Source organism: Pseudomonas sp. XP2, from assembly GCF_053557975.1.
In genome coordinates this window covers 161856-186781 of the sequence record NZ_JBNRIK010000004.1, presented here as the reverse complement: position 1 = coordinate 186781, position 24926 = coordinate 161856, and the positions used below count along the sequence as shown (strand labels likewise).

Here is a 24926-nt window from a genome sequence, read left to right as displayed (position 1 = left end):
CCGATGGTCCGATTCAGTTCTCAAGCTGCGATACCGAGATTGCGTCTCGCCTCGCTTTGGCTATGGTGAGAGTTCACCTGTGGCATACAACTAAACTCGTAGGAGGTCGACATGAGGATTCGCGGTGAGGTTTTTTGGGGGTGGGCTGATCCAACGCTTCACCACCGTACTCACGACGAAACCCTCAGCGATGGAACGCATATTGATGTTCAGGTGCGACTGTCGCGGGGAGGTACGACGCAGATGTTCATCGGGGTTTATGCCCCTAGCGGTATGGCTATCCATGAGGAGGCCTTCGATTCGCGACCAGGGGAGTCGATGACTCGAGCTCTGGCCTGGGGGGTTGGTCGTGCTCGCCGTATTGCCTCTGATGGCCCTCCCGCCGCTGATCGAATCGCCGCCTCGAAATAATTGGGAGAGGGGTTACAGCTGGATGGAGTACAGATGTGCTCTTTCGGTCATGCGGCCTTCATCAAGGCCTCGATGACTCGCTGACCGGCCAGCGGTGGTACCGCATTGCCGGCCATGTGCATGGTCAGCCGGTGATTGTCCGGCCGTAGGGTGTCAGCTGGGAATGACATCGCGGCCAGGGCCTCGCTGGCGCTGAGCATCCGCATGCGGTCGCCGTCGACCAGAGCCCATCGGTCTAGGGTGGTAATGGTGCCGATCGGCCGGTTGATGTCGCGGCCGGTGGTGCCGGAGCCCTTGCCGTAGTAGGGCATGATGAAGCGATCTCCGAAGCGTTGGCGCCCGTTGCGCACTCGGTCGAGCGTGGCCTGGGCCCGGCCTAGCTTCTCGATCTGTGACCAGCGCCCGGCGTCGAAGTCGAGGAAACTGGCGGCTGACACATGCCGTTCCTGCGGCAGCTGCAGCATCAGCGGGGCCTTGCTGCGCGTCAGGACCATGAACAGGCGCACCCGGTGCTGCGGCACACCGAGGTCAGCGCAGTCCACGATGTGCGGCGCTGCCTGATACCCCAGCGCCTGGATGGCTTGCAACCAAGCCGGGTAGAGCACCCAGTCGGTGAACTCCGGTACGTTCTCGATGATGGCTGCCTGCGGCCGGTGGAACTCAAGGGCCGCTACCGGCGCCCAGGCCGTCGAGCGCGATGCGTCATGCTCAGGGTTCCCCGATTTCTTCCCGCGGGCCTTGGCGTGCCCCTGGCAACACGGCGAAGCGAGCAGGATGTCGTGAGCAGGTACCTGCTCCCAGCGAGCCTGGTGCAGATCCTGGCAGACATGCTCGGTGTTGGGATGGTTGGCTGCATGCCATTTCACGGCATCTGGCCAGTGGTTTGCCGCCCAGAGAACCTGGACGCCTGCGGCGCGCGCGCCGGTGCTCCATCCGCCGAGGCCGGCGAACAGGTCGATTGCTGTGGTCATAGTGGTCTCGGTCGAGGATCAGTCGAACAGGTGCTCGCGGCGCCCGGTCTCGTGGTAATGCAGGTCCTGAATGGCCTGCTGCTGGTCGATGGTGAACATCGGGTTGCAGGTGGTGCAGTGGCCGGCGATCTTGATTGCCTGGAACGACAGCGTGATGGATGAATGGTCCCTGTAGCAGGATGGGCACTTGATCGAGTCGCTTTCGCAGCACAAGCGCGCTTCGTCCTCGCCGTCATGGATGGTCTTGCATACCGGGCATTCGAACATCTCCTCCACTTCTGGCTGGCAGCACTCCCGGGCTCCATCTTCATCGTCGTGGATGTCGCCACAGAAGCCGCACTTGTAGAGCGTCCTGATCTGAACCTTCATGGTGTCTCCAGGCAGGCGCCGCCCTCTCCGGGGAGGCGTTCATCGTTTGAGAGGGGAAGGCGCTGGCGGGCAGCGCCGGAGGGTCAGGCGGCGACAGCGTTCTCGAACTTGATCAGAAGGCTCCGGCTGTCGTTGGTGCAGCCATCTTCCTTGACCCGGTAGGTGGCTGGCTCGTAATCGTAGATTCCAGTGATTACGCCCTGCGTGATGCGAGTTCCAATAGGCAGCGGAGGTTGTGGGTTATGCTCTTCAGCCCATGCTTTCACGGCCTTACGCTCCGCCTGATCAACCAGGGCATCGACTTCATCCAGCGCTTCCATGTCATCCCTGGTGGTGTCCCAGTAGGCGTATTTGTCGAGCTCCTTCGCCAGTTCGAAGCCATCCATGTGGCGTCGGTAGTGCTGGGCGATCGTCTCGGCGTCGGCGCCGTCCAGCTTCTCTGCTACCACCTTGCAGGCTTCCAGGATCATTGCCTTGTCGGCTGTCGGGCGGGGCGGGATGTTCTGCATGCGGAATCTCCTGAGCATGCGCCGCCCTCCGTGCTGGTGGCGGCATGGTGGCAATTTGGTTTGGGATGGGGTATTACGGGTGACCGGCATGGGGCCGGGCCATGGAGGTGCTGGATTGAAGAGGTTTCTGGTATTGGCAGCGCTGCTGCTTCCGTTTGGAGCCCAAGCTGAATCTGTAGAGGACAAGTATCCAGGCGATTGGAACTGGGAATACAACACCGCAATCTCCTCGTCGTTGGCTCAAGCCAAGGTAAAAAGCTGCGGCATCATCAGATACAGAGTCAGCAGGGATAGCAGTAGCGAATTCCTGGTTTACTGCTCAAACGACAATGAGAACTGGAAGGCCTACCTAGTCTGGCCAAACATCAACAAAGTTCTTGGGCCATACCAGCCAGACCCCTCATTGCCATAGGCTGGATAACCTCATCCCCTGGATCCTGCTGAATCATCAGCATGCTCTTCCGGTCGAAGGCCATGGCCATGCGGGGCGATATGCTGATTTCATGCCGTGGCGGGGTGAGAAACTTCGCTGCGTGCAGCCTGCCCAGAGCGTGGATGCCGTGGATCAGCGCCTCGATCATCTGGCTGTAAGTGGCGTCCGCCCAGCCGCATATCGCTCGCAGGTGCTGGCCGGTTCGTTTCCTGGCTGACAGCCGCAGCGGTTCAGACCGCGCCACAGATCGGTGAGCTTCGATTTCGTGGCGCGTAATCCTGAATAATGCGTGATGCCCGAGCGCTTCGATGTGATGAATCATCAGCGTCATCGCCTCGCCCTGTTCCTCGATGCCGGCCCACTCCATCAGCTCCAGCAGGGCCTGTTTAGTCCCTGGTCGAACCTTCAAGCGCAGGTCTTCTTCCTGTAACCGTTCGGCTTTGGCGCGGCGCTTCTCGTCGCGTTCCCTGGGTGACATCGCCATACGGCGCCTCCATGATTCCGCTGGGCGGGATGTGTATGTGCAGCTGGCGGCGACGCTGCTGCGTGAGCTTCTGGATGCGTCTCATGGGTGGCACACCTCAATGGGCGTTTTCTTCGTCGAGCCAGACGGCATAACCACCAGTAGACGCTTGTTTCCTCGGTATACGCCCCAAGGCTGACCAGTGGATCTGGCCATGGCGGCCGCGTACTTCACGGCTGGCACAGGCTGAGACATGGTGGCGATCATGGCCTACCCCCGATTCCGCTGGAGCGGGAAGTCGATGTCGAACGCAGCGAGGATGCGGGCGAATCTGCAGTTTCCAATGCCTAGCTCCAGTGTCACGCCCCACCGGGACATGCCGGAATCACGCAGGGCTATGATCTTGTCGGCGAGGTCGCGATCTTCCTGACTCGGCTCGGCCTTTACCTTCTCCGGTCTGGTCGGTTTCGGCGGACTGAAGAACCTGAATCCTCCCCTCGCTGCGACACCCCATAGAGCGGTCTTGGTTTCTCCGAGGAGCTCAGCCACCTCGCCACAGGTCATGGTCTTGGCAAGCTCGGATACCTGTGCAGCGCGAGCCTTGGCACGTGTCTGTTGAGGGTGTTCCTTTGCGGGAGACGCCGGCTTAAGCCTCTTTGGTTTCGGCTCAGGATGCTTGCGCTGCGGTAGCGGGCGGTAGGTGAAGCCCTCCAGCACCACAAGCTGGCCGCCAGATGCGAAGAAGGCCGCTTTTGCGGCCTCCAGGTCGATTGATTGGTTCATGCTGCCTCCTTCATTCGCTCGCGCATCTCCTTTTCCAGGTCGCTGAGCTCTTCCAGAAACACCTTGATCTCTGACTCCATCTCGCGGATGCGCTTGAAGTCGCGCTCAAAGCGGTGGCAAACGTACTGAAGCGGTTCTGGCAAGCGGTCGTCGTAGCTGACGAAGTCTGCCCAGGCCCTGCCGGTGCAGGCCATCTGGGCCAGCATTTGCCACTCGTACTGCGGGTCGTGACGCTCAGATTGCATGGTGGCGATGTGGGTCGCAGTGTTTGGGCACTTGATCTCCAGCACGCCATCGTCGCCTACCAAACCATCCGGTGACGCACCAAAGCCAGCAATTGTCGGATGCATGACCAGGCCGGTTTCGACCACCATCAGGCCTTTGTCGGCCTCGTAGGCCATGCAGGCAAACGGCTCAAGCTCGACGCCGCGCTGCACGGCAGGCTTGTTGGACAGGTCAGGTCCGCTTTGCTGGCCGGTGAGGCGCTCGCACAGCAGCTCCATCATGTAGTTCTTGCGGGTCGCAGATGGCGCGCCACCTCGGCCGCTTGCCATAACGTCTTTCACCCGGCTGGCGGTCACACACCCAAGGCGTGCCGCGAACCATTCAGCGCTACGCTGCTCCATCTAACACCTCCTCAGATTCGCCTTCGATGGGCGCCGCCTCTGCCTTGATGGCGTCGGCGCGCTTGGTGACCTCGGCCTTGAAGCGAGCGTGTCCGGTTGCATCCTTTGCCTGCTTCATGGCTGCGGTTCCCTGCTGATACACATCGGTCAGTGCTTCTAGGCTGCCGGCCTTCTGTGCCAGTGCAATCCAGTTGTTCACCATCTCGGGGTCGGTGGGTGCCGAGCCAGCCAGGCTGGCCAGACCCTCACCACCGTCCGTGTTCAAATGGTGAATCGCCTGCTCCAGGCGCTCAGTCTTCGGCCAGTACTTGTAACCGCGCTTCACTACGGTCTTCTTGGCCATCTCGCCCGGGTCGGTGACCCATGGGCAGGATTTGTTCTTGCTGACCCAAGCCTTCCAAGCGCTGGACCTGTCCCGGATGGCGTTCACATCCTCTATGCTCATCGTTTCGGTCAGGTAGTCGCCGTCGGCTGTCTTGACCACCACGTACACGCCGATAACCTCGCCGCGATCCTTGGCGAACGGGTTGTAGGAATGGGTCGGCGGTTTGTCGAAGCCGTTCAGGCTGAAAGCGTCTGCGGCGTAGACCAGTTCAGCCTGGGCCCAGCGGATTGCGCCGGTCGACATGGCCAGGTCCATCAAGCCGATGTAGCTGATGTCCAAGCAGATGCGGCCGTCTCGAGGTACCAGGTAGGCCTGTTTCTTGGCCGGGTTCAGGCTGATGCCGATTGCGGCGATGTTGGTGATCGCGTTGGCCACCGACTGCCTGTTCTGCATTGCCACCTTGGTGGCGTACTCGCTCGAGGTGATCACCTGGATGGCGAATTCGGCCTCGCGCTCGAAGTTCAGCGAGCGGTCAGTCAGCACATTGGCGAACTGGTTCCGCTGCGCGTAAATGTCCTGCGAGATGATGGCTACTGCCTGGCTCATGGCGACCTCAGTAGGAAATGGCGATGTTCGGGATCTTGCGCTGCGCGATCAGGGTGACCGCTTGCTTGGCGCAGGCTTCAGGCATGCCCTCGGCCATGAAGGCCTCCAGGGCGGCGCGGTTGATGCTGGCCCGGTGCGCCTTGTCGGATTCGCGAGCTTCTTGCTGGCGCAGGATTTCGGCTGCTGCCGCATCGGCCCGGCGGCGTTCTTCCTGGCGGGCCTGCTCGGCTGCTTCTTCAGTCCGGCGGGAGGCGGCCTGGCGTTCCTGCTCCATCCGCTGCTCGGCGGCAACGCGGTCAGCCTCAGCCTGAATCCTGGCGCGCTCTGCTTGCTCGGCCTGCAACTTGAGCTGCAGGCGCTGATTCTCAGCTTCGCGCTCTTGCGCAGCGGCCTGGTCAAGCAGTTCCTGCTCGCGGCGGGCTGCGGCTTCGCGTTCTGCTTGCTGCTGCTGGGCCACGCGCAGGCGCTCGGCCTCGACAGCGGCCTCTTGTGCCAGCCTGATGCGGTCCTGCTCGGCGCGTTCTTCTGCTTCGCGGCGCAGGCGGGCCAACTCGGCTTGCTCGGCGTCATACTTCTCGCGCTTGGCCAGGCCGGCACGCAAGGTATTCAGGACTTTATCCTTCTCGCGAGCGGCTTCAGCCTCGAACTCTTCCCACTCAGGCCCGATAACCACCTCTTCGACAGAGGCGATGCGATCCTTGATGTCCGCTGCCTCCAACGCATCCAGGCCATCGTCACGGTTGCGCATCCAGTCCAGGCGGTCGTTGTGGCGATCAATGCGGGCGTCCTCGGCTGCTTCCCACTCGGTGAGCGGGCGGCGCGTTTCGTCCCGCAGCGCGTCCATCTTGGTCACGAACTCGCGTAGCTCAGCCTCGACCACCTTCGGCATTTCCTTGAGGCGGCGCAGGTAGTCGCGGCCCGGCTTCTCGACCGCGGTCTTAGACTTGCTGACCTTTGCAGCCAGGCTGGCGATGCGCTCGCGGCCCTTGCGGGTTTTCAGATCGGGCACTTCGCCCAGTACCTCACCCTTAACCAGGTCGATGAATTGCTGAAGGCCACCGGCCACGTAGATGGCCGGGGCGTTGTCTTCGCTGATCTCTTCGATCGCGATCAGTTTCTGTTCTGCGGACATTAGAAAACCTCGCGCCAGGCCGGCGCCGTCAGTTGGAATAGGGAAATGCCAGGTCACCCAGGCACGGAGGTACGCTCCAGGCCCTGGCTGCGGTGGATGGTTGCGCGCTCTCGCCGCTTACGCTCCCGAAGGGGTACGGTTATCCCGAAGGGCCGCCGTGCTCGGCTACGTGATTCGGGTCAGGGGATCATTCGCCGCTGGTGTAGTCGCTGATCCATTCCTGAATTCGCTCGATGCCGATGGCATTCAGGGCTTCGTAGAAATCACCGCTGGCTTCAACCCATGCAGAGAAATGCTGTTCTCCCATGGCATTAAGCAGGTTGACTGGGCCGGCTGTTTCTACGATGTCGGCCGGATCAACATCGTGCAGTCGATCTGCAACCGGGATGTCTTCGACAACTGCGGTCAAGTCGGCCTCAACCGTTACCAGCATCGTGTTGCCGCAGAAGGCCTCAAGCTGAACGTCGTGCGCCTTGAATGTGATGCTGCTCATTTGATTTCCTCAGGAAGTGATGTTGCCGGCTAGGGCGCTCGCAAGCATCCAGGCTGTGCAGATGAATAGGGTGGCGAAGCTGCCGCGCCAGGTGGCGATGCGGCGGGAACGCTGGGAGCTGGTCATTGCGGAAGGCTCCTAAGCCGTTCCTCTCGCGCTTTGATTGCGCAGTCGGCGTGTTGTGTTCGCCATCCACCCTGATAGCGCTCGAAGTGGCCGGCGCCCTTGGCAACGTGACCGCCGCAGCGGTAGCAGGTCCCGGGGAAGCGGTTTCTCATGCCAGAACCTCATAGGCCAGCGTGCACATGCCGCAGAGGTAGGCACGGCCCGACCAAGCCGCAGGGTTCTCGATGTGGGCCATGCGCGCCTGATTCATGGCGTCCTCCATGGTCAGGCCCTTGAACACCAGAAGGATGCGGTCATCTGGCACCGCCTGGGCGACCTCTGCCACCTGCTCGTCAACGATCGACATGAAGATTGGCGTAGTCATGCAGCCTCCTTGCGCCGAACGGCAATACGCCGGATGCGCTCGCAGTAGTGTTTGAACTCGTTGGAGTCGATGGCCAGAAGAGAGAAGTAGGCGACCACCATCGTCTCGGCTTTCGCATCCTCCACCGGACCTGAGCCCGGCAGAAGCATCGTCTCGATTGCGGCCTCGATGGCGCTGACTGCCAAGCTGTGAGGGCTCATGGCTCATTCGCCAGGTCAGCGTCGTGCTGAACACCTTGTTCGGCGTACCCTTCAAGCATCGACTCGGCGATTTCGAAAATCTTGCCGCCGACGTGATAGCTTGGGCCGAGGATGTCGGGGACCATGCTTTTCACCGGCCCACCGGCCTGTGCTTGAAGCAGCATCAGGGCCAGAGCGTTGAGGTCGTCCTTCTCTGCCTCTTGCAGGGCGCGAAGGTGTTCGGCCAGCTTGGCCACGAACTGTTCTTGGCGGACGCCAACCGGGCCGCCGAAGCGTTGCGGGATCAGCACGTCGCAGCCGCCCACCAGCTCCTCGGCCTTGCTCTCGATCCAGTTCTGCGCCGCTTCCTGATGCGCTGAGTCGTCTTCCGGCTCAGCATGGTCATACCGCCATTGTGCTGCTCGAAGTGCGCCCATGGCGTCCTCCTTGTGGTTGTGCGGCCGCATTGGTCAGGAGCCAGGCGAAGGTGACCAAACCCACCGTGAAAGGTGGCCTGGCGCCTGCCAATGCGGTCGTATGTGAAGGGAAGGTGATGCTCAAAGTGAAAGCCCGAGATTCCCGGGCTTTCTGCATGTCTAGGGTTTTGGGCGGGACTACCGATGCCAGAACAGCAGCAGCCCCTATCTAGTACGCCAGCGCTCTCGATGTGCGCGCAGTGGACCGGTTGGCAGGCTGCTTTCAGGGTGAGGTTCTGGCCTCATGTTGCTGAGCGCTGCGCCGATCAGGATGAGAAGGAGCATGTGGTACTCCAGTTGGGATGCGGGATGCATCGGGAAGCGCATGGCCGGTAACGACATTTGATCCGGACGATTCCATGCGCTTTCCGATGAGCCCCGCTAAAGGATCATCGGGCCTGCTGGTGGCTCACTGCAGGCAGGTGATTGAGAGCCGCTGTTAGCGCAGCGGTTGCCTAGCTCGACGCTTGCAACATCGAACGTTTCCCGTTGCTGATACCCGCCGGGATTAGGGTTGGAGAACAGGCCGCCTATGGCAGGGCGACCTCACTGATCAGCTCAGTGCGCTCGGGTGTCATGGATTCAGCGCTTGCCCAGGACCGCCTTGGTGACGACCTTGGGGAATTTCTTGGTGCGGATCTCGTTAGCCTGCTTGTCAGTCAGCAGCCCGGCCAGATACAGCGTGGTGATTGAGGTGTTGATGTGGTCTAGGCGCTTTGCCTCGTCGGCATTCATTTCTGGGAACTGCTGCGCGAAGGGCCGCGCTGCCCAGCCTTGCTCGAACGTGCCTGACATTGTCTTGCCCTCTGCTATTCAGTGGATTCCCCCTGATGCGACCCGCTTGAGGCGCACCGGGGAATCGTCTGCAACGTTGTGACTGCCTGTTTTTGCAGGGGCAGGCTCCCTGTTTCCTCGCTTTCCACAGTCGAGGGAAAACCCTATGCTCCGATCTCCACAGTCGAGATAAGGAACATCGGTATGGCGGAATATTTTGTGCGTGTTGAGTTATTTAGCGCGAAGGGCGATGACTACAGTGACCTGCACGACGGCATGGCCGCGCTGGGGCTGAATAGGACGGTGAGATTCGATGATGGGCATGAATACCGGCTACCAACTGGATCCTACTTCGGATCAAGCCAGCTAAATTCAGCACAGCTTCGTGACAGGGTGCGCGCTGTCGCTAATCCGCAATCCCCTCACAGAAATGCTTCCGTATTCGTTTGTCAGTCGTCCGATTGGTCGGCCTGGCTGTATGTGGACTGAGCAGAGCCACACGCTTTAGCTTGTCTTCCCTTGGGCATCTCGCTGCCCCAGTAGGCCAGGTGATTTGAAGCGATTGAGAATGCCTCATCGAAGCTAACTTTCTCGTCGGTCGAGATCTCCTGAACGATCTGACGAAACCGTTCAATTTGCTGGGCGCTTAGGCCTTCCACCTTGGCGGGAGTTACGCTTCCGCCAAGGGCGATGGCGTAGATATCAACCGGCTCACTACCCCAAATCATCCTGGCCGTATCGACCGAAACCGGGACGACAATCAGGCCATCCCGCAACGCCTCCATCACGTTATGGGCATCCGCCTCGCCAACGGCGCAGCAGCGTTTCCGTGCCGGATCGATCCCGGCGTATGCATCAACACTCATGTTGTGACTCCCGTGTGATTTCCCTGATGCCCCTCGCAAGAAGGGCATCGAGGAAACCTGCCGCGACCCGCTACTGGCGTCGGTCGCTGGCTCAAATCGAATGTGCCCGGCCTCGCTACTGGCGACAGGCCGGGGTATTGCGTCAGCGATGTCATAGCCATTTTCCCGCCGCTGATTGCAGGGCTGGCCGTTCGTCGTCGGTGTGGGCTTCGAGCTTCCTCCTCATGGCGGCAATCAGTGCCTGTTCGCCATGGATCGCAGGTCCTTACAACATGCACGCTGCAGCTCTGTGTGCCCGGGTGATTAGGGCAGGGTGCATGAGGTCCGGCGCCCCTCAATGCCGAAGCTCGGGGCGCTAATTCAAATCGGTGTTTCTCCCTTCTGCCGCCGGGATCGCGGGGCGCATTGCTTGCCGGGTCGTTCGCGCGGTTCGAGCCTTTCGCTCTCGATCAGCCGTACAGGTTGTTCCTGTCGTGGGCGGGCTATCTGACCCGTCTGATCGCCGGTCGCCGGTAGAGGCAATGCGGTCTGTTGGTGTTTCGGTGTTGCGCTGGCTTGTTAAAGAGCGGTCGGCTTGAGGGCCTGTCGAGGGGCTGTGTGGCGCCTCGATGGGTAAAATATGCACCAGTGCAATTTAGGTGTCAATGCACCAGTGCATAAATTTTTATGCAGACACAAAAAAACCCGCTCGAGGCGGGCTTATGGGTTTCTGCTGATATCGGCTCAGCGGCCGTCTTCGTAGTGGAGCTCGCCAAAGATGGAATGCCGCTCGTGCAGGATGCGCAGCACATCAACTGCGGCGACCTTCAATTCGTATGGCCCGATCACAACGACAGGGTCTTCGGATTTCCCTACGGGCAAATCGTCTGCTTTGAGGCTGTCCCGCGTCGTCGCATACTCATCTCCCGATCGACAAGGAACGCGCACAGTCCACCCCTTGGAGGGCGCCTGTCGCTCAATTGCCGGAACGTCAGCCTGACAGTGTTTGCACTTGATTGCGGCATGCTTGATCGGCTCAGCACAGAAAGGGCAGGGCCTTGAATCGTTCACCTCCGTAAGGCTTGCGAGCTGTTCGCTGCTCATCTGCTTCTTGCCTCCTAAGATGGTCATCAGCAGGCCAGCCAGCGCTATCAGAGCCCCAATGATCAAGTAATTCTGCTGCTGGGCCATAAGGCCGATGTTGTTAACCCTGCCGCCCATTCCTGTCGAAACGGAAACGTCCATAGCCATAGCGCCAATCACAGCAATCAAGCCGACGATCAGCGCCAGAATTCCAAAGCCCCGCATGGGCATCCCTCCCAGGTAAGTGAGTCGCCATGCTAACACTACGGCAATTCGCCATCACCCAGGCAAAGAAAAGCCCGCACTGCTATGCGGGCGAACGTAGGGATTCGGATGAGCCTTCGCTGTGCAGGGTAGGGCGTGAAAAAAGCGTGAAGGCATGAAAAAGCCCGCCGAGGCGGGCTTTTATTATCAGCTTCAGTCGCTGACTCTGGCTGGTTTCTCTCGGTCATGCTTTGGAGTGATGGACGCCAAGTAAACCTTTTTTACGTCAATGAAAGGAATGAGCATTAACGCGAGTCCGCCGACGAAGAAGGCCAATGTGGCGTCGGCAACCTTAGGCACATAGTCTGGAAAGGCGGCGCACAGGATGAATGCAAAACCACTCGGGAACGCACAGGACGTGGCGCCCTTGGAAATCGAGTCGATAGCGATTGCTTCGTCGCCATGACGCATAAAGAAGGTAACGAAGCATACGACGAAGCCTGCCAATATGGTTATTGGTAGCAAATACTCAAAATATGAGTCTACAGCCTCGACCAGGGTCATCCTCGCTCCTTAGCCTTGACAGACAAAATGCGTCCCGCAACCAATCCAGCCAGGCATCCCGCCAAAATCACCATCGGTGGAGATGGCGTGGAGGTTGCGATCTTCCAAACCATGCCAGATACCGCTCCGACGAAAGAGGCAGATCCGAGCATGACGGGCACATCCCGGATGTCATAGGAAAGCATTTCTTTCATGGATACCCTCCTTGTGCGCTCTTCATTGATCTCCATGATCAAATTATACACTTGAATAGTTTGCCCGCACGCGCCATACGTGTCGATCAAGGCGATGCTGCCAGCAATCTCTCGAAAATGCTCGTGGACTTCATAGGGTGACTCATCGACCTCGTCTTCGACCAGGTCATAGAAGTCGTAAGCAACAGCGAGCTCCATCAGTGCTCCTCACTCATTGCTTCTCTGACATGGTTTGCATGGAACAGGCGAGTGTCACCGCATACGTCGCAGCTGGCAGAGTAAAACCAGATCCCTAGCCCCTTGATGTATGGAACCGGCGTAGATAGCAGGCCAGCAGTTCCGCCAGTAGGGGCCGGTACTGCCTCATATGTACCTCTCTCGCAGAATGTGCAGCGTCTTCCTGGCCTCATGCGCTCAAGGTAATCCCTCAAAGCATTACGGGGCACCCTTAACTTGCGAGCCCTAGCCTCGATCACTTCACCGTCTGCAGATTCCGCTGGTCTTTCTTGATCGTCAGGCATTGGCTTCTCCTTGGCTATGCGGACACCCCGGTGTGGGCAGGGCAAAATTATGCGGGTTGGGCTTGGTTAGGGGCATGGTTAGACCGGTTGCCCGTTCCAGACGTAGAGCACACGAGCCAAGATATGCGTATCGTCGACGCGAATGTCCTCGGGATCGTGATGCTTGTTGTCCGATATCATCTTGAATCGATCCTTTCCTTTCTTCTGGAGGCGCTTCACGTAAAGCATCTCGTCATGAGAGAAGAGGTAGATGCCGTCACCGGTGAACTCACGGATCGTGATGTCGACAAGCAAGGGGTCGCGATCCTTGATTGTCGGAGCCATCGACTGGCCCCAGCCGGTGATCACTTTAAGGTGATAATGCTCCTTGAACGTGATACCCATCTCGCGCAGATGTCTAGGGCTTACTCGTATGTCCTGAAGCATTTCTGGGTAATCATGAGGGATCTGACCGCCGCCCATCGCCGCCCGGACGTCGTAGTGAGCAATCCATACTTCGTCGCCAACCTGGCCAGGCCTGGAAAAGTCGACAGTTACCATGTTGGATGAAGCCTGCTCAGCGGACTTTTCCTCAATGGCATCGGCGATTTTCTGGCGAGCATCTTGAGAAAGACCTTTGCCATGCTTGGCCAGCATCTGCTTGACGATATCGGCAGTGGAAAGGGTGGCTCGCTCTTCCGGCTGAGTCTCGACTTCGCCCAATGGCTCATAGCCACGCAGCTGATCGGTGGTGATACCGAAGAAGTCGGCTAAAGGCCTGACCTGCTTGTCAGTCGGCTCTTTGATGCCTTTTGGGCCTTGAGGCTTGAGAATCCTGGAAATGGTCGACTGGCCGACGCTTGTCCGGCTCGACAGCTCAACCTGAGTTATGCCATTTGCGGCCATCAGTTGAGCGAGAATTTTATCTATCGATTTATGCATGAGTGCAATGCTGCCTCCCGGCGGTGCATACAGCAATACAGCGGAGCGTTGACAGATATGCACCAGTGCATGATGATGTGCATATCAAAAAAGGAGGCAGCCATGAGCGCTACCGATCTTCCGAAAAAACTGGATGAGCTGCTGGGCTCAGGCATGACCTACAAGGCCATTGCTGAACGCGCCAAGTGCGACGTCTCGACCGTTTTCCGTATTCGCAACGGCCAGATCAGCAACCCGAGCTATGTCGCCGGAACCGCTATCGACCAAATGCACGCTGAGCTGGCCAAGAACGGCAAGCAAAGCCTCAAGAAATCTGCCGCTTAACCACTTTTCAATCACAAGGAAATCCCTGAATGCACCTGGACCCCGCCAACAAACGCAGCGAAGTGATCAAGTCGCGCTGGAAGCCTGAAGAGGTCCGAAAGCTGCGCATGGAAGCCCGTATGGCTGGCATGCAGCTGGCCACCTACGTGCACGAACTGGCCAACCTCGGCCGCCGCCTGGGCGCTGCTGATCTGCTCCGGGAAATGAACGGCGCTGGTGAGCAGGATAAAACGGCCTGAAGCCCCTATGGAGGGCCTATGCCTGAAACCACCTTCGAATTGCTGCCAATCGAGGTGAAGGCTGAGGTTCGACAGCTGGCTGCCGACCTTGGCTGGAGCCTGGATAGATCGACGGATGAGTACTTGGAAATGAGTCGCTCACTCGCAGTCCAGGAGCAATTGAGACAAATGCGACACAAGGCCCCCGTGTTGGGGCTGGTAGGGCACAAAAAGGGCCTCGATGTTCCCTGATTGTGGAAAGACAGAGGCCCTATTTCGGGCTTCTTACAGGCACAAAAAAGCCGGGATTGCGCCCCGGCTCTCTGCAACACATAACTGAGACCAATTATATGCATACGCAGAACCTGAGTCTACAACCCAACAACAGGCCCGCGCCACAAAATGCGAGGCAGGAAAACGTGGCGCGCACGATGTCATCGCGTGAAATCGCAGAATTGGTGGAGGCTCGCCACAACGATGTGGTCGCCACCATCGAGCGGCTCTTCGCCAAAAACCTTTTACGATCAAGTCGTAAAAGCCGGCGCGAGGCTACTGGCGGGCGACCAGTCGACGTCTACGACCTGATTGAGCGTGACACCCATCTGGTGGTGGCCGGGTACAGCGACGAACATCGGGCAAAGGTCATCGACCGCTGGCAGGAGTTGGAAGGCCAGGTAGCCGTAGCGCTACCCGACTTCACCAATCCAGCCGCCGCCGCGCGCGCGTGGGCCGACCAGGTCGAACAGAAGGAGGCCGCCGAGCAAGCCCGTGTACTGCTGACCGTCGAAGTCCAGGCCCAGGCCACAAAGATCGAGCACCTCGAGAACCTGTTCAAGGAAGGTATGACCGCCACCCAGTTCTGCAAGGGCCTCAATGGGGTCAACGTCATGCAGATCGGGCATTACCTGGAAGGCCGCAGCTGGCTCTTCAACGAGAGCAAGTCCGGTACCCGCTGGCGCGTCGGCTCGTACGCCCGCGACAAGTACATGACCGAGCATCAGCACGAGGTCGCTCCCCACGGCAAAGACCCGTTCATCTCCTTCACGCCTGTGCTTCTGCGCAAGGGCGCTGTGCGCCTGTACGAGCTGTACCTGGCCGGCCAGTTGCCCATGAAGAAGAACTGGGACGGCCTGCACACCCACGACAAGGCCGTGCGGGGTGCAGCATGACTCCTGAGGATATCCAAAAAATTCGCCAGATTTTCGAAAGCATCTGCGCAGAAAAGATGGAGTTCTTGCATCGAGCGCACAGGGCCGAGAGGGCATCGGTTATCTGGAAAGCTTTTGCGCTCACAGGCTGGTCGATTTTAGGAATGTCTCTGTTGCTTGGAGTACTGCCATGAGCATGGAATTGATGGTCAAGGCCATGAAGACCAAGGTCGGCAATCCGCTGCGCAAGCTGGTGCTCATCAAGCTGGCCGACAACGCGAGCGACCAGGGCGAGTGCTGGCCGTCGTATCAACACATCGCCGACCAGTGCGAGATCGACCGGAGCACCGTTCGCAAGCATATCAAGCACTTGGAGGCTCAAGGCTTGGTGCGTATCGAAAACCGCGAAGGGCCGAAGGGAAACAGCTCGAACCTGTACCGCATAACCCTGTGCCGACCTGTAGGCCCAAACAGCACCCCTGTAGGCCCAGAAAGCACAGGTGTAGGCCCACAGCCTACAGGGGGTGTAGGCCCAGAAAGCACCAGAACCAGTCACTATTTTGAATCAGTCACTGAACCAGTAGAGCAGACGGTCGCTGCCGCTCCCTCGGCGAAGAAGAAGGCTCCGAAGTTTGATCCGATGACCTGCAAGCCAACCAACGTCAGCGAGCAGACCTGGGCCGACTGGTGCCAGCACCGCAAAGAGATCCGCAAGCCACTGACCGCCACCACCTGCGAGAAGCAGGCCAAGACGCTGGCCGGCCACCACGCGCCCGACGCTGTGATCAACCAGTCGATCAGCAACGGCTGGACCGGCCTGTTCCCGGAGAAGGTGTTGCCAGGTACTCAGGCGAACGGCAGTAGCCGCCACCACGGCTTCAACGACAAGGACTACACCAGCGGCCTCAAGCGCCGGGAGGATGGCAGCTATGCGCTCTGAGAAAGTCACCCCGATCAACCAGTCATCCCTTGTTGATCGCATCCAGCCAGCCGAGTGCGAGAAGCACGGCCCCTTCGAGCAGAAGGTCACCATGCTGCTGGGCAAGGCTCTGCGCAGCCACTGCCCTGAATGCGCTCGCATTGCCAAGGAAGAGCGAGAGGCCCGCGCAGAGGCCGAGCAGGCCCTGAACGTGCGCCTGGCGATCTCCCGCAAGCTGGGAGACTCGCTGATCCCGAAACGCTTCGCGGATCGCTCCCTGGCGAACTACAGGGCAGAACACAAGGGCCAGGCCGAGGCGCTGCGCTTCTGCCGGCACTACGTGAAGACCTTCGACCAGATCGCCGAGAACGGGCGCTGCATGGTGCTGCTGGGCAAGCCAGGCACCGGCAAGACTCACCTGGGCGCCGGTATGGCCAACGACCTGATGCGCAACACCTCACATTCAGCCGTGTACCGCACTGTCGGCTCAATCCTGCAAGCCATCCGCGCCACCTACGACCGTTCCAGCGAGGCGACCGAGGCCAGCATTCTCGCCAGCCTGATCGAGCCATCACTGCTGGTGCTGGACGAGGTAGGCGTGAGCAAGGAGCAGCCCAGCGACTTCGAGCTGACCACCCTGTTCGCGATCATCAACGGCCGGTACGAGCAGGTGAAGCCAACGGTGGTCATTTCCAACCTGGATGGCAGCCAGCTTCCAATGGCCATGGGCGAGCGCTGCGTCGACCGCCTGCGCGAGGGCGGAATGATCGTGGTCCCGTTCGAGTGGGAATCGCACCGCGGCAAGGAGGGCGTCTGAATGTGCATCTGGTTTGAAGTGACACCGCTCCATGGGAATCCCGAGGAGGTCGACAACGCCACGCAGATGGCGGCCATCGCTGGGTGCGAGGTATCGGACCTGCCGACCATCAGCGGTTCAGCCATGCAGGAAAACGACTGCCTGTGCGATTTCGACGCCGAGGCCTTCGGGAAGAAGTTCGGTTTCAGGCTGCAGGAGGGTGAAGCCACCTTCGATCACTACCTGATTCAGGAGGCCCGCCCATGACTCCAGCACAAGAAATCACAGTCGCCCAGCTCAAGAGCCAGGGCTTTTCACGGGTCGTGGAAGGCCGGGAAATCGTCCGCATGACCAAGGGCGCCGACCGCCGTGTCGTGATGGCTGATGGCAGCCAGAAGCGCGGGTATCACGTTGAGTTTGAGCGCGCCGGGCAGCCGGCCGGGGAGGGGGTGTGATGGAAAAGCCAATTCTTTGTCTGGACTTCGACGGAGTCCTGCACAGCTACGAAAGCGGCTGGAAGGGTGCCGATGTGATCCCTGATGCTGCCGTACCCGGCGCAGTCGAGTTCCTGGCAGGAGCAGTGAACGAGTTCACCGTTTCCATTTACTCGAGCCGATCTGGCCAGGACAACGGGATTATGGCCATGCAGTTCTGGCTCACGCTGAACCTGTACAGGGCGATGGATCAGGCGGATGCGGATGAAATCCTTGGTCAGATCCAATGGCCCACGGAGAAGCCGCCGGCGCTGGTGACCATCGACGACCGGGCAATCACTTTCACCGGCGAGTGGCCGTCAATCGCCTCCCTGAAAGCGTTCAAGCCCTGGAACAAGGTCGATCACCTTACCACGCACGATGGATGTGACCAGTGCATCCACTGCCAATTGATGCGTCAGCAGGAGGCGCGCGAGCGTGGCGGCATGCCCTCCCTGATGAGGGAAGCTCAAGCCATCGTCGAGCAGAAATTTCTGTTCCCCCGGTTCATCGACGGGACGCCACTGGCCAATGACATCGCAGTCTGGATGGCTGAGTTCGCCGCTCAGAAGCTCGAGGAGAAGCACTGATGGACACCAACAAGATGCGCGACCTGAAAGCGATGGCTGAGGCTGCAGGCAGCGATGAGTGGTATGCCGCTGGCGATCTGCGCTATTGCGACGACAAGACCGGAGAAACCCATGGCCTACACCATGATGACAGCCGGTTCATCGCCGCTGCTAGCCCGGCCACTGTCCTGGCCCTATTCGTGGAGATCGAGCGGCTGGAGCGTTCTCGCCACGAGGAGGAGGGGCGCTCCAATATGTCCAGCCGGGCGCATCGAGTCGTATCCGAGAAGCGTGACTCGGTTGAGCAAGAGCGCGACCAGCTCAAGGCGGAGAACGAGGCCCTGCGCAAGGCCTTGGGCGAAATCAGCGGGCAAGTAGACGGAAACATCAGGTGCACCGTCCGTGACGTAGTGAATGGCCTTCCTGACGTGCAGGACATCTACGGCTATTGCGATGCGATTGACGAGATCATCGACGCAGCCATGGCAAAGGAGGCGAGCCATGACCATGAATAATTTCGCTCAACTCGTTGGCTACGCGGTCATGGGCGCTGGTGGTGCGATGTTGGCCATGTACGCGCTGTACCTGGCCTGGGCGATGTTTTGCGGAACTGCCAGCGGCTTCGTCAGGGCGGCCAGGGTTATCAGGGCGGCATGCAAGGGGGTGAAGCGTGGCTGAGAAAATCTCCGTCAACTCCCAGGCCAAGCTCTCCGAGGCCGTGACCATGCTCACCCGTATGTTCCGCGACAAGAAGTTCGTAGTGGTCAGTATGCGCCCGGGGAAGGACCGCACTCTTGACCAGAACGCACTGTGGTTTGCCATGTACGACCGCATCGCCAAGAGCACCGAGATGGGCGACATCGAGGATGTCCGCCGGTACTGCAAGCTGCACTTCGGCGTGCCGATCATGCGCGCCGGCTGCGATGAGTTCCGCACCGGCTGGGCCGAGTCGTTCATCCACCTGCCGTATGAGGTGAAGCTTCGCCTGATGGGGCCTTGTGCGATGTTCGGGCCCGATGGTTTCCCGGTAACCCGCCTGTTCGACCGAGCCCAGGGCTGCCAGTACACCGACCGCATCGTGGCCGAGTTCGCACCGCAGGGTGTGGTGTTCAGCGACTTGCTTAGCGAGGAGGCGGCATGACCCTGGCCAAGGAGATCAAACCGAAGAAGTGCAAGGCGCCGGGCTGCGGCAAGCCCTTCAAGCCAACCATGACCACGCAGAAGGTGTGTAGCATCGCCTGCGCCCTGGCCATGTCGAAGGATTCGAAGGTGCAGAAGGTCGCGGCCAAGGCCATCACCAAGCAGGCCCGCCAGGACCTGCAGGAGCGCCGGGAGAAGCTGAAGACCCGCCGCGAGCACATGGCCGAGGCGCAAACTGCGTTCAACGCGTACATACGTGAGCGCGACGCCGGCCTTCCGTGCATCAGCTGCGACTCGAACCCGAGCGACCACGACCTCATCACCGGCAGCCGCTGGGACGCCGGCCATTACCGGTCAGTAGGAGCCTATCCGGAGCTGCGCTTCGAGCCGCTGAACGTCCACCGCCAGTGCGTGAAGTGTAACCGGAACCTGTCTGGTAACGCGGTCGAGTACCGCATCCGTCTGGTAAAGCGCATCGGCGCCGACCAGGTGGAATGGCTCGAAGGGCCTCATAAGCCCCAGCGCCTGACCATCGAAGACCTGCAGGCCATCAAGGCCCTGTACAGGCAGAAGCTCAAAGACCTACGGAGAGTCGCAGCATGACACCAGCATGGGGATTCCTGATTCTGGCCATCCTCATGGTGGTGGGTGGTGTGGCGTTGTCCTGGGCAGGCGCAGTGCGCCGCAAGCGCAGCTACGAAGAATTCATTTTGAGAAAGGCCAAGCGGGCAGGGGGTGGGCAGTGAACTATCAGAACGTGGTATCGGCAGTGGTTCGCGCACTGGCGGCCGAGACGATCAACAGCGCTGGCGGGTGTGACTTCGAGCCGAAGGTCCAAGTAGCCAAGCAGAAGGGCGCCATCGTGGGCAAGGAGGCTGCGTTCCTCTTCGACTGCATGGTATTCAGCCGGCTGCACAAAAACCTCACAGCGGAGCACTGGCGGCACCTGGTGGCGAAGTATTCGACTCACGTCGACCGTAAGCACGCGGCGATCGAGCAGATCACGCGCTCGCACCGCTCGCCAGCGCCTGAACGGTTTCGTCACTGCGCGATCTTGACCTGGGCCATGCCCAAGCTGCCAGGGGTGGACGGCAAGCGCAGTACCTGCGTTCTACCTGCTGCATGGTACGAGATGGATAACTGGACCGATGACCCTCATCCGATCAAGACTCAGGAGCGCTGGAGGCGGGACATTCGCAAGGCTCTAGAGCGCGAAGTAGACGCTGCGCTGGTCGAGGCCCAGCACATTCTCGACCATGAAGGCCTTTTGGTGGCAAATGTCGCTTGACTGCGAATGAGCCAGTGAGCCAATATACGTCCATCCTGTGATTCCTGCGCCTGATGATGGCGGCACCGGTCACAGGGTGGTCTGGAGATTTCATGACCCAGATCCATCGCTTCCCCTTCATCGAGACGTCCAGTCTCCCCAGCTACAACATTTGCCAGCGAGCACGTTGCCTCCGAGATGCCTTGGAAGGTACGCATTACTGCGCAGGCCATCAGCCGAAGCCGAAAGCTCCTGATTCCGCCTGGACTGGCATGAAAGTCGTTTACATCATCGGCGCTGCCGGCGACGAGTTCGTCAAGATCGGCTACGCTACAGACCTGAGCGCCCGCCTGGTCAACATGCAGGTAGGATCAGCGCGCGAGCTGCTGGTGCACTGCGTGCTTGAGGGTGGCGTCAAGGTCGAGTCAATTCTCCACCTGGAGATGCAAGAGCATCATGTGCGCGGAGAGTGGTTCAACGCTGAGCCAGTCAAGGCCCTGTGCGAGAAGCTCCGGAAATGCCGCCACACCAGGATGAGGCTCAAGGTTGAGTCGGTCATCAGCGAGTGGAGCGACAGCGGCCACCCATGGGATGGTCGCGGAGTAGCGCAGCGTCGTAAGCGACCAGGCTTCACGATCAGAACGTAAACAAAGCCCAGCCAAGTGCTGGGTTTTTTATTGGCCCCATGAGGGCCTCAAGAGGGGCGGCCAGTAGCCGTCCTTCGCGATTTGTAAGGTGCGGGACCCACTGCCAGAGTGGCCCGAAAGGGGTAACTGGACGCGGATAAGCCGGTAGTGCCGCGATGCAGAAAAACACCGGCAGCCCAAGCCCCGCACCTAACATGCTTTGCGGGTGGCTTGAGGCAGAAAAGGCGAGACCGATGCAGAAGGGTGTCGGCGCCAGGTATGCCTATGGCGGACAGGTGGGGAAAGACCCACGCAAAGCGGGCAAGCAGAAGGTTTGCCGCCAGCCTTCCAAGCTGAGTAGAGAAGGGTTCGATTCCCTCTGCCCGCTCCAAATTCGATTCGTTAAGTGCTGCTCCGCACGTTTGCCCGGTCCCTCAATAGGGCCTCCCCTCCGGGCCTTTTCTTCTAGGAACCACTCATGGCCGAACCAGCAAGCACGACTGCCGGCGTCCTGCTGGTGAAGTACGGCGTGATCATTGGCGGCTTCGCGGGAGCGATCCTCTCGCTGACTTTCCTGCGCGGCCTCACCCGTGGCCAGGCTGTCGCCGCCTTCTTCACCGGTTTCACCTCGGCAGTTTTCTGCACCCCGCTGGCAATCAGTTTCTTCAAGCTTGAAGCTGGCGGAGAAACCCAATACGGCGTGGCCTTTCTGATAGGCCTTCTGGCAATGAACATCATCCCGGTGCTGAAGTCGCTCGTGGGTCAGTTCGGAGCCAAGGGAGCTACCTGATGAGCTCGACCCTGATTTCAATGCTGATCGGCGCCAATGCCTTTTTGAGCGTGATGGTGGTTATCGCTGCGTGCGACTACCTGCGCCGGATCCGGCCGATGGATGAGCCGCTGTTGGCCGTCGCGTTCTACCTGGTGGCCATTGGGGCGTTCGGCGCCTTCGTCCTGGCCATGAACGGCCATGTGCCCACTGTGTACGGCGTGGTGATGAAGCTCGGCATCGTCTTGTACGCCGTTGCCCGGCGCGGCCATGTGTTCCAGCCGGGGTAGGGCGCTACAAAATCGACATTCGCCGTTTCGTGGCTCGAGGCTGACTGACAGATAAGGCACCTATCTTTTGGCCCCTGTCGAAAATGGAGATCGCCAGTCTTTCTCCTTCGAGACAGCCTGTTCTAGCTGGTGTATTCGATGATCAAGCCGCATGACCACCAATGGATCGGTGCTGCCTGAGTGATCGTGCAGCATGCTGGACAGTCGTTTGAGTTGGCCGATCAGCTCTAGATGCTTTCTGGCGAGATCCTTTTTTCCTTCCATAGCGTCCTTCTCCATTGAGCCTTGCGAACAGCATAGAGGATCACCCATGGACAACCAGCACAAGAAGATCACCGGTTATCGCGACCTCACCCAGAGCGAGATCGACGGCATGAACTCGATCAAGGCCCTAGAGGCCGACGCCGGCGAACTGTTCAAGCAGATCGGCCAGATCGAAGGCGTGGACCAGCGCACCTTGGCCCTGGCCAAGACCAACCTGCAGCAGGGTTTCATGTGGTTTGTGCGCTCGATCGCCAAGCCGGCCGATCCTTTCGACTGAGTGCAGCCATGACCACCATCGCCTACAAGGACGGCGTGATCGCCTACGACTCTCGGGTAACCCGCGGCGACCTGATCACCGATGACGACTGTGACAAGTGCATTGAGCGTGACGGTGTGAAGTTCTTCATGTCGGGCGCCCTCTGTGACTATGACGCATTGGTCGGGGCCTACTTCGGCACCGCGCCATCCGGGAAGGTCGACGCATCTGCAATCGTCGTGGATGGCGGGAAGCTGCTGATGGTGGCGGTGGATGACGATACGGGTCTGTGGAAGTCGCCAATCAAGCCTGATCGTCCGTACGCCATCGGCAGCGGCACACCATACGCATTCGCTGCGATGGATATGGGCGCATCTGCCGAGAAGGCCGTCGAGATGGCGGCGAGGCGCGATACCAGCACTGGCGGAAGGGTTCGGACAGTTCGAGTCGACCGCGACCAATAAGGATTCACCATGAGCACCAAGCAACCCGACTGGGAGGCGATCGAACGAGCCTACCGGGCCGGGTCGCTTTCCATCCGCACCATCGCCGAGCGTCACGGCATCAGCGACACCGCGATTCGCTCCAAGGCGAGAAAGAACGGATGGACGCGAGACCTGAGTGACCAGGTCCGCCAGGCAGCCAAAGCCAAGCTGGTTCGCACTGAGGTTCGCACGGAAGGTTCGCACTGCGAACCGCGAACTGATGATGAGATCGTAGAGGAGGCAGCCACTGAGGCCGCTTCTGTCGTTCTAGCTCACCGCACCGGTCTGGCCAACTGGCGCTCCATCGCCGACAAGCTATCCGTGGCATTGGCTGAGATCGACGTCAGCGAAGACAACCTGGGTGACTTCTCTCGAGCCTTGAACGCTGGCGTCGATGCCCAGCTCAAGGTCATCAAAGGTGAGCGGCAGGCATACGGCCTGGATAGCGAGGAAGGTAGCCGAACGGTCGATGATCTGGCCGCCCTGATGGATGAACTATCGAAGGACGCCTGACCATGAAGCCCGAGCACATGAAACTGCTCCGGGATCGGTTCTGGCGGCTGAACAACCTGTATTTCATCACGGACAAGCAGGGCAAGAAGGTCCGCTTCCGCATGACGCAGGAGCAGGTCGATTATTTCCAGGGGATGCACACCCGCAACATCATCCTCAAGGCTCGGCAGCTGGGCTTCACCACGCTGGTCTGCATCGTCCAGCTGGATGCCGCGCTGTTCGAGGCTGCCAAATGCGCCCTTATCGCCCACACCCTGAACGACGCCAAGCGCCTGTTCCGGGAGAAGGTGAAGTACGCCTACGATCACCTGCCCAAGGAAATCAAGGCAGCTAACCCGGCGCGCAACGATGCCGCGGGCGAACTGGTGTTCAGCAAGGGCGGGTCGCTTTACGTGTCCACCTCCTTCCGGGGCGGCACGCTGCGCTACCTGCACGTTTCCGAGTTCGGGAAGATCTGCGCCAAGTTCCCGCACAAGGCGCGGGAGATCGTCACCGGTGCGTTCGAGGCCGTGGCCGCTGAGTGCTTCGTTACGATCGAATCGACGGCGGAAGGCCGGGCCGGGTACTTCTTCGATTACAGCCAGTCAGCCGAGAAGCAGCAGCTGGCTGGCGTGCCCCTGGGCCTGCTGGACTGGAAGTTCTTCTTCTTCAGCTGGTGGCGGAACCCGCTCTACTGGCTTGACCCGACCGACGTGCTGATTCCGGACCGGCTGGCCAAGTACTTCGACGACCTGGCCGCCAAGAACGGCATCGTCACCAACCCCGGCCAGCGCGCCTGGTATGTGGCCAAGGAAAAGACCCTCGGCGACGACATGAAGCGGGAATACCCGTCGATCCCTGCCGAAGCATTCCAGCAGACGATCGAGGGCGCTTACTACGCCAAGCAGTTCACCAAGCTCTACGCCGCCCAGCGCATCGGCAAGCTGCCAGACAACAGCCACCTGCCGGTGCACACCTTCTGGGACATCGGCGTGGGCGACTCGACCGCGATCTGGTTCGTCCGGATCGTCGGCGGAGAATTCCACGTCATCGACTTCTACCAGAACAGCGGCGAAGGCCTGCGGCACTACATGAAGGTGCTGAAGGATCGCGGATACACCTACGGCGAGCACTGGGGCCCCCACGACATCGACAACCGGGAATTTGGTAGCGACGGCAAGACTCGGCGTGAACTCGCGCGAGAGGGCTACGAGATCGACGGCCAGCGCTATTCGATGACCTTCCAGGTGGTGCCCAAGCTTGGGGTTGACGAAGGCATCGAGCAGGCCCGCGAGATTCTGCCCAACTGTGCCTTTGACGAAGCCAAGTGCGAGGAAGGCATCACCGCCCTGGAAAGCTACCGCAAGGAGTGGGATGACAAGCGCGGGTGCTGGAAGGACAAGCCCCTGCACGACTGGTCTTCTCACCCGGCCGACGCCTTCCGCTATTTCGCCGTGGCCAAGACCAAGCGCTCCGTGGTCAAGCACGTTCCAATCTCGTTCACTTTCTGAGGCCATC

Annotated in this window: 41 protein-coding genes and 1 tRNA gene; 24 read left to right on the top strand and 18 right to left on the bottom strand. The window is 59.9% G+C overall.

The genetic code is table 11. The annotated features are described in order from the left end of the window. The first annotated feature begins 111 nt into the window (after nt 1–111). Entirely contained in the window at nt 112–411 is a 300-nt protein-coding gene (locus tag ACK1VC_RS07220) for a hypothetical protein (RefSeq protein WP_049274152.1), read from the top strand. Nucleotides 412–458: 47 nt separating this feature from the next. Here ACK1VC_RS07220 and ACK1VC_RS07215 read toward each other — a convergent pair whose 3' ends face one another. The 18 genes from ACK1VC_RS07215 to ACK1VC_RS07130 all read right to left on the bottom strand — a co-directional run bounded on the left by ACK1VC_RS07215 (nt 459) and on the right by ACK1VC_RS07130 (nt 13372). After that, nucleotides 459–1382 carry a DNA cytosine methyltransferase gene (locus tag ACK1VC_RS07215; protein ID WP_121757583.1) on the bottom strand — a complete coding sequence of 308 codons (924 nt, stop codon included), beginning with the start codon at nt 1380–1382 and terminating at the stop codon, nt 459–461. Between the two features lie 18 nt (nt 1383–1400). Then, nucleotides 1401–1751: a hypothetical protein gene (locus ACK1VC_RS07210; protein WP_016711325.1), complete on the bottom strand. Its 351-nt coding sequence runs from the start codon at nt 1749–1751 to the stop codon at nt 1401–1403. A gap of 83 nt (nt 1752–1834) precedes the next feature. Then, on the bottom strand, nt 1835–2260 hold the full coding sequence (locus tag ACK1VC_RS07205) for a hypothetical protein (protein WP_060489023.1): 426 nt from the start codon (nt 2258–2260) through the stop codon (nt 1835–1837). Between the two features lie 365 nt (nt 2261–2625). Continuing rightward, nucleotides 2626–3177, bottom strand: a complete 552-nt coding sequence (locus ACK1VC_RS07200) for a hypothetical protein (RefSeq protein WP_029885840.1) — start codon at nt 3175–3177, stop codon at nt 2626–2628. Between the two features lie 249 nt (nt 3178–3426). Beyond that, entirely contained in the window at nt 3427–3939 is a 513-nt protein-coding gene (locus ACK1VC_RS07195; RefSeq protein WP_029885839.1) for a hypothetical protein, read from the bottom strand. Next, the gene (locus tag ACK1VC_RS07190) at nt 3936–4565 is read right to left on the bottom strand and encodes a lambda exonuclease family protein (RefSeq protein WP_029885838.1); all 630 of its coding nucleotides are present in this window, start codon (nt 4563–4565) and stop codon (nt 3936–3938) included. Before ACK1VC_RS07190 ends, ACK1VC_RS07195 begins: the two co-directional genes overlap by 4 nt. Continuing rightward, the gene (locus ACK1VC_RS07185; RefSeq protein ID WP_029885837.1) at nt 4552–5496 is read right to left on the bottom strand and encodes a recombinase RecT; all 945 of its coding nucleotides are present in this window, start codon (nt 5494–5496) and stop codon (nt 4552–4554) included. Before ACK1VC_RS07185 ends, ACK1VC_RS07190 begins: the two co-directional genes overlap by 14 nt. A gap of 7 nt (nt 5497–5503) precedes the next feature. Next, complete coding sequence (locus tag ACK1VC_RS07180; protein WP_449117927.1) at nt 5504–6628, bottom strand: hypothetical protein; 1125 nt, start codon at nt 6626–6628, stop codon at nt 5504–5506. A 187-nt stretch (nt 6629–6815) separates the two neighbouring features. Further along, nucleotides 6816–7121 (bottom strand): hypothetical protein, encoded by a 306-nt coding sequence (locus ACK1VC_RS07175; RefSeq protein WP_028697931.1) that lies wholly within the window; start codon nt 7119–7121, stop codon nt 6816–6818. Nucleotides 7122–7395: 274 nt separating this feature from the next. After that, nucleotides 7396–7611, bottom strand: coding sequence for a hypothetical protein (locus ACK1VC_RS07170; RefSeq protein ID WP_449117926.1), 216 nt, complete (start codon nt 7609–7611; stop codon nt 7396–7398). Further along, nucleotides 7608–7811, bottom strand: coding sequence for a hypothetical protein (locus ACK1VC_RS07165; protein ID WP_449117925.1), 204 nt, complete (start codon nt 7809–7811; stop codon nt 7608–7610). The genes ACK1VC_RS07170 and ACK1VC_RS07165 overlap by 4 nt, the downstream gene beginning before the upstream one ends. Next, nucleotides 7808–8227 (bottom strand): hypothetical protein, encoded by a 420-nt coding sequence (locus ACK1VC_RS07160; RefSeq protein WP_449117924.1) that lies wholly within the window; start codon nt 8225–8227, stop codon nt 7808–7810. The genes ACK1VC_RS07165 and ACK1VC_RS07160 overlap by 4 nt, the downstream gene beginning before the upstream one ends. Before the next feature lie 621 nt (nt 8228–8848). Beyond that, on the bottom strand, nt 8849–9061 hold the full coding sequence (locus tag ACK1VC_RS07155; protein ID WP_019751323.1) for a hypothetical protein: 213 nt from the start codon (nt 9059–9061) through the stop codon (nt 8849–8851). Between the two features lie 428 nt (nt 9062–9489). After that, on the bottom strand, nt 9490–9906 hold the full coding sequence (locus tag ACK1VC_RS07150; protein WP_449117923.1) for a hypothetical protein: 417 nt from the start codon (nt 9904–9906) through the stop codon (nt 9490–9492). Nucleotides 9907–10629: 723 nt separating this feature from the next. Next, entirely contained in the window at nt 10630–11193 is a 564-nt protein-coding gene (locus tag ACK1VC_RS07145) for a hypothetical protein (RefSeq protein WP_449117922.1), read from the bottom strand. A gap of 192 nt (nt 11194–11385) precedes the next feature. Further along, nucleotides 11386–11736, bottom strand: coding sequence for a hypothetical protein (locus ACK1VC_RS07140; protein ID WP_071984527.1), 351 nt, complete (start codon nt 11734–11736; stop codon nt 11386–11388). Further along, nucleotides 11733–12128, bottom strand: a complete 396-nt coding sequence (locus tag ACK1VC_RS07135; protein WP_449117921.1) for a hypothetical protein — start codon at nt 12126–12128, stop codon at nt 11733–11735. Before ACK1VC_RS07135 ends, ACK1VC_RS07140 begins: the two co-directional genes overlap by 4 nt. A gap of 401 nt (nt 12129–12529) precedes the next feature. Further along, on the bottom strand, nt 12530–13372 hold the full coding sequence (locus ACK1VC_RS07130) for a LexA family transcriptional regulator (RefSeq protein ID WP_449117920.1): 843 nt from the start codon (nt 13370–13372) through the stop codon (nt 12530–12532). A 102-nt stretch (nt 13373–13474) separates the two neighbouring features. Here ACK1VC_RS07130 and ACK1VC_RS07125 point away from each other — a divergent pair, with 102 nt between their 5' ends. The 23 genes from ACK1VC_RS07125 to ACK1VC_RS07015 all read left to right on the top strand — a co-directional run bounded on the left by ACK1VC_RS07125 (nt 13475) and on the right by ACK1VC_RS07015 (nt 24919). Continuing rightward, complete coding sequence (locus ACK1VC_RS07125) at nt 13475–13696, top strand: hypothetical protein (protein WP_059395662.1); 222 nt, start codon at nt 13475–13477, stop codon at nt 13694–13696. 29 nt (nt 13697–13725) lie between these two features. Then, the gene (locus ACK1VC_RS07120) at nt 13726–13935 is read left to right on the top strand and encodes a hypothetical protein (protein WP_014859732.1); all 210 of its coding nucleotides are present in this window, start codon (nt 13726–13728) and stop codon (nt 13933–13935) included. Nucleotides 13936–13953: 18 nt separating this feature from the next. Then, a complete protein-coding gene (locus ACK1VC_RS07115; protein ID WP_014859733.1) occupies nt 13954–14166 on the top strand; it encodes a hypothetical protein in 213 nt (70 codons plus the stop codon). 179 nt (nt 14167–14345) lie between these two features. Continuing rightward, nucleotides 14346–15083 (top strand): Rha family transcriptional regulator, encoded by a 738-nt coding sequence (locus tag ACK1VC_RS07110; RefSeq protein ID WP_449117919.1) that lies wholly within the window; start codon nt 14346–14348, stop codon nt 15081–15083. Nucleotides 15084–15252: 169 nt separating this feature from the next. Next, the gene (locus ACK1VC_RS07105; protein ID WP_449117918.1) at nt 15253–16002 is read left to right on the top strand and encodes a helix-turn-helix domain-containing protein; all 750 of its coding nucleotides are present in this window, start codon (nt 15253–15255) and stop codon (nt 16000–16002) included. Further along, nucleotides 15992–16798, top strand: coding sequence for an ATP-binding protein (locus tag ACK1VC_RS07100; protein ID WP_449117917.1), 807 nt, complete (start codon nt 15992–15994; stop codon nt 16796–16798). The genes ACK1VC_RS07105 and ACK1VC_RS07100 overlap by 11 nt, the downstream gene beginning before the upstream one ends. Then, nucleotides 16799–17044 carry a hypothetical protein gene (locus ACK1VC_RS07095; RefSeq protein WP_449117916.1) on the top strand — a complete coding sequence of 82 codons (246 nt, stop codon included), beginning with the start codon at nt 16799–16801 and terminating at the stop codon, nt 17042–17044. Further along, nucleotides 17041–17232 carry a hypothetical protein gene (locus ACK1VC_RS07090; RefSeq protein WP_449117915.1) on the top strand — a complete coding sequence of 64 codons (192 nt, stop codon included), beginning with the start codon at nt 17041–17043 and terminating at the stop codon, nt 17230–17232. Before ACK1VC_RS07095 ends, ACK1VC_RS07090 begins: the two co-directional genes overlap by 4 nt. Beyond that, nucleotides 17232–17840 carry a hypothetical protein gene (locus ACK1VC_RS07085; RefSeq protein ID WP_053870489.1) on the top strand — a complete coding sequence of 203 codons (609 nt, stop codon included), beginning with the start codon at nt 17232–17234 and terminating at the stop codon, nt 17838–17840. Before ACK1VC_RS07090 ends, ACK1VC_RS07085 begins: the two co-directional genes overlap by 1 nt. Then, nucleotides 17840–18334: an ead/Ea22-like family protein gene (locus tag ACK1VC_RS07080; RefSeq protein WP_028697949.1), complete on the top strand. Its 495-nt coding sequence runs from the start codon at nt 17840–17842 to the stop codon at nt 18332–18334. Before ACK1VC_RS07085 ends, ACK1VC_RS07080 begins: the two co-directional genes overlap by 1 nt. Further along, a complete protein-coding gene (locus ACK1VC_RS07075; RefSeq protein WP_153811171.1) occupies nt 18321–18497 on the top strand; it encodes a hypothetical protein in 177 nt (58 codons plus the stop codon). Before ACK1VC_RS07080 ends, ACK1VC_RS07075 begins: the two co-directional genes overlap by 14 nt. After that, a complete protein-coding gene (locus ACK1VC_RS07070; protein WP_047934752.1) occupies nt 18490–18960 on the top strand; it encodes a hypothetical protein in 471 nt (156 codons plus the stop codon). Before ACK1VC_RS07075 ends, ACK1VC_RS07070 begins: the two co-directional genes overlap by 8 nt. After that, nucleotides 18957–19562: a recombination protein NinG gene (locus tag ACK1VC_RS07065; RefSeq protein WP_449117914.1), complete on the top strand. Its 606-nt coding sequence runs from the start codon at nt 18957–18959 to the stop codon at nt 19560–19562. Before ACK1VC_RS07070 ends, ACK1VC_RS07065 begins: the two co-directional genes overlap by 4 nt. Further along, nucleotides 19559–19705 carry a hypothetical protein gene (locus ACK1VC_RS07060; RefSeq protein ID WP_449117913.1) on the top strand — a complete coding sequence of 49 codons (147 nt, stop codon included), beginning with the start codon at nt 19559–19561 and terminating at the stop codon, nt 19703–19705. The genes ACK1VC_RS07065 and ACK1VC_RS07060 overlap by 4 nt, the downstream gene beginning before the upstream one ends. After that, nucleotides 19702–20247 carry a hypothetical protein gene (locus tag ACK1VC_RS07055; RefSeq protein WP_449117912.1) on the top strand — a complete coding sequence of 182 codons (546 nt, stop codon included), beginning with the start codon at nt 19702–19704 and terminating at the stop codon, nt 20245–20247. The genes ACK1VC_RS07060 and ACK1VC_RS07055 overlap by 4 nt, the downstream gene beginning before the upstream one ends. A 92-nt stretch (nt 20248–20339) precedes the next feature. Beyond that, entirely contained in the window at nt 20340–20873 is a 534-nt protein-coding gene (locus tag ACK1VC_RS07050) for a GIY-YIG nuclease family protein (RefSeq protein ID WP_449117911.1), read from the top strand. A gap of 296 nt (nt 20874–21169) precedes the next feature. Then, nucleotides 21170–21243 (top strand) — tRNA-Gly (locus tag ACK1VC_RS07045). A gap of 87 nt (nt 21244–21330) precedes the next feature. Then, the gene (locus ACK1VC_RS07040; RefSeq protein WP_064314657.1) at nt 21331–21642 is read left to right on the top strand and encodes a hypothetical protein; all 312 of its coding nucleotides are present in this window, start codon (nt 21331–21333) and stop codon (nt 21640–21642) included. Continuing rightward, nucleotides 21642–21911, top strand: a complete 270-nt coding sequence (locus ACK1VC_RS07035; protein ID WP_332729220.1) for a hypothetical protein — start codon at nt 21642–21644, stop codon at nt 21909–21911. The genes ACK1VC_RS07040 and ACK1VC_RS07035 overlap by 1 nt, the downstream gene beginning before the upstream one ends. 310 nt (nt 21912–22221) lie before the next feature. Then, nucleotides 22222–22452 (top strand): Acb2/Tad1 domain-containing protein, encoded by a 231-nt coding sequence (locus ACK1VC_RS07030; protein WP_063426746.1) that lies wholly within the window; start codon nt 22222–22224, stop codon nt 22450–22452. An 8-nt stretch (nt 22453–22460) separates the two neighbouring features. Further along, nucleotides 22461–22895 (top strand): proteasome subunit beta, encoded by a 435-nt coding sequence (locus ACK1VC_RS07025; protein ID WP_449117910.1) that lies wholly within the window; start codon nt 22461–22463, stop codon nt 22893–22895. Nucleotides 22896–22904: 9 nt separating this feature from the next. Continuing rightward, entirely contained in the window at nt 22905–23429 is a 525-nt protein-coding gene (locus tag ACK1VC_RS07020) for a hypothetical protein (RefSeq protein WP_449117909.1), read from the top strand. Between the two features lie 2 nt (nt 23430–23431). Continuing rightward, nucleotides 23432–24919 carry a terminase gene (locus ACK1VC_RS07015; protein ID WP_449117908.1) on the top strand — a complete coding sequence of 496 codons (1488 nt, stop codon included), beginning with the start codon at nt 23432–23434 and terminating at the stop codon, nt 24917–24919. Nucleotides 24920–24926: the final 7 nt, after the last annotated feature.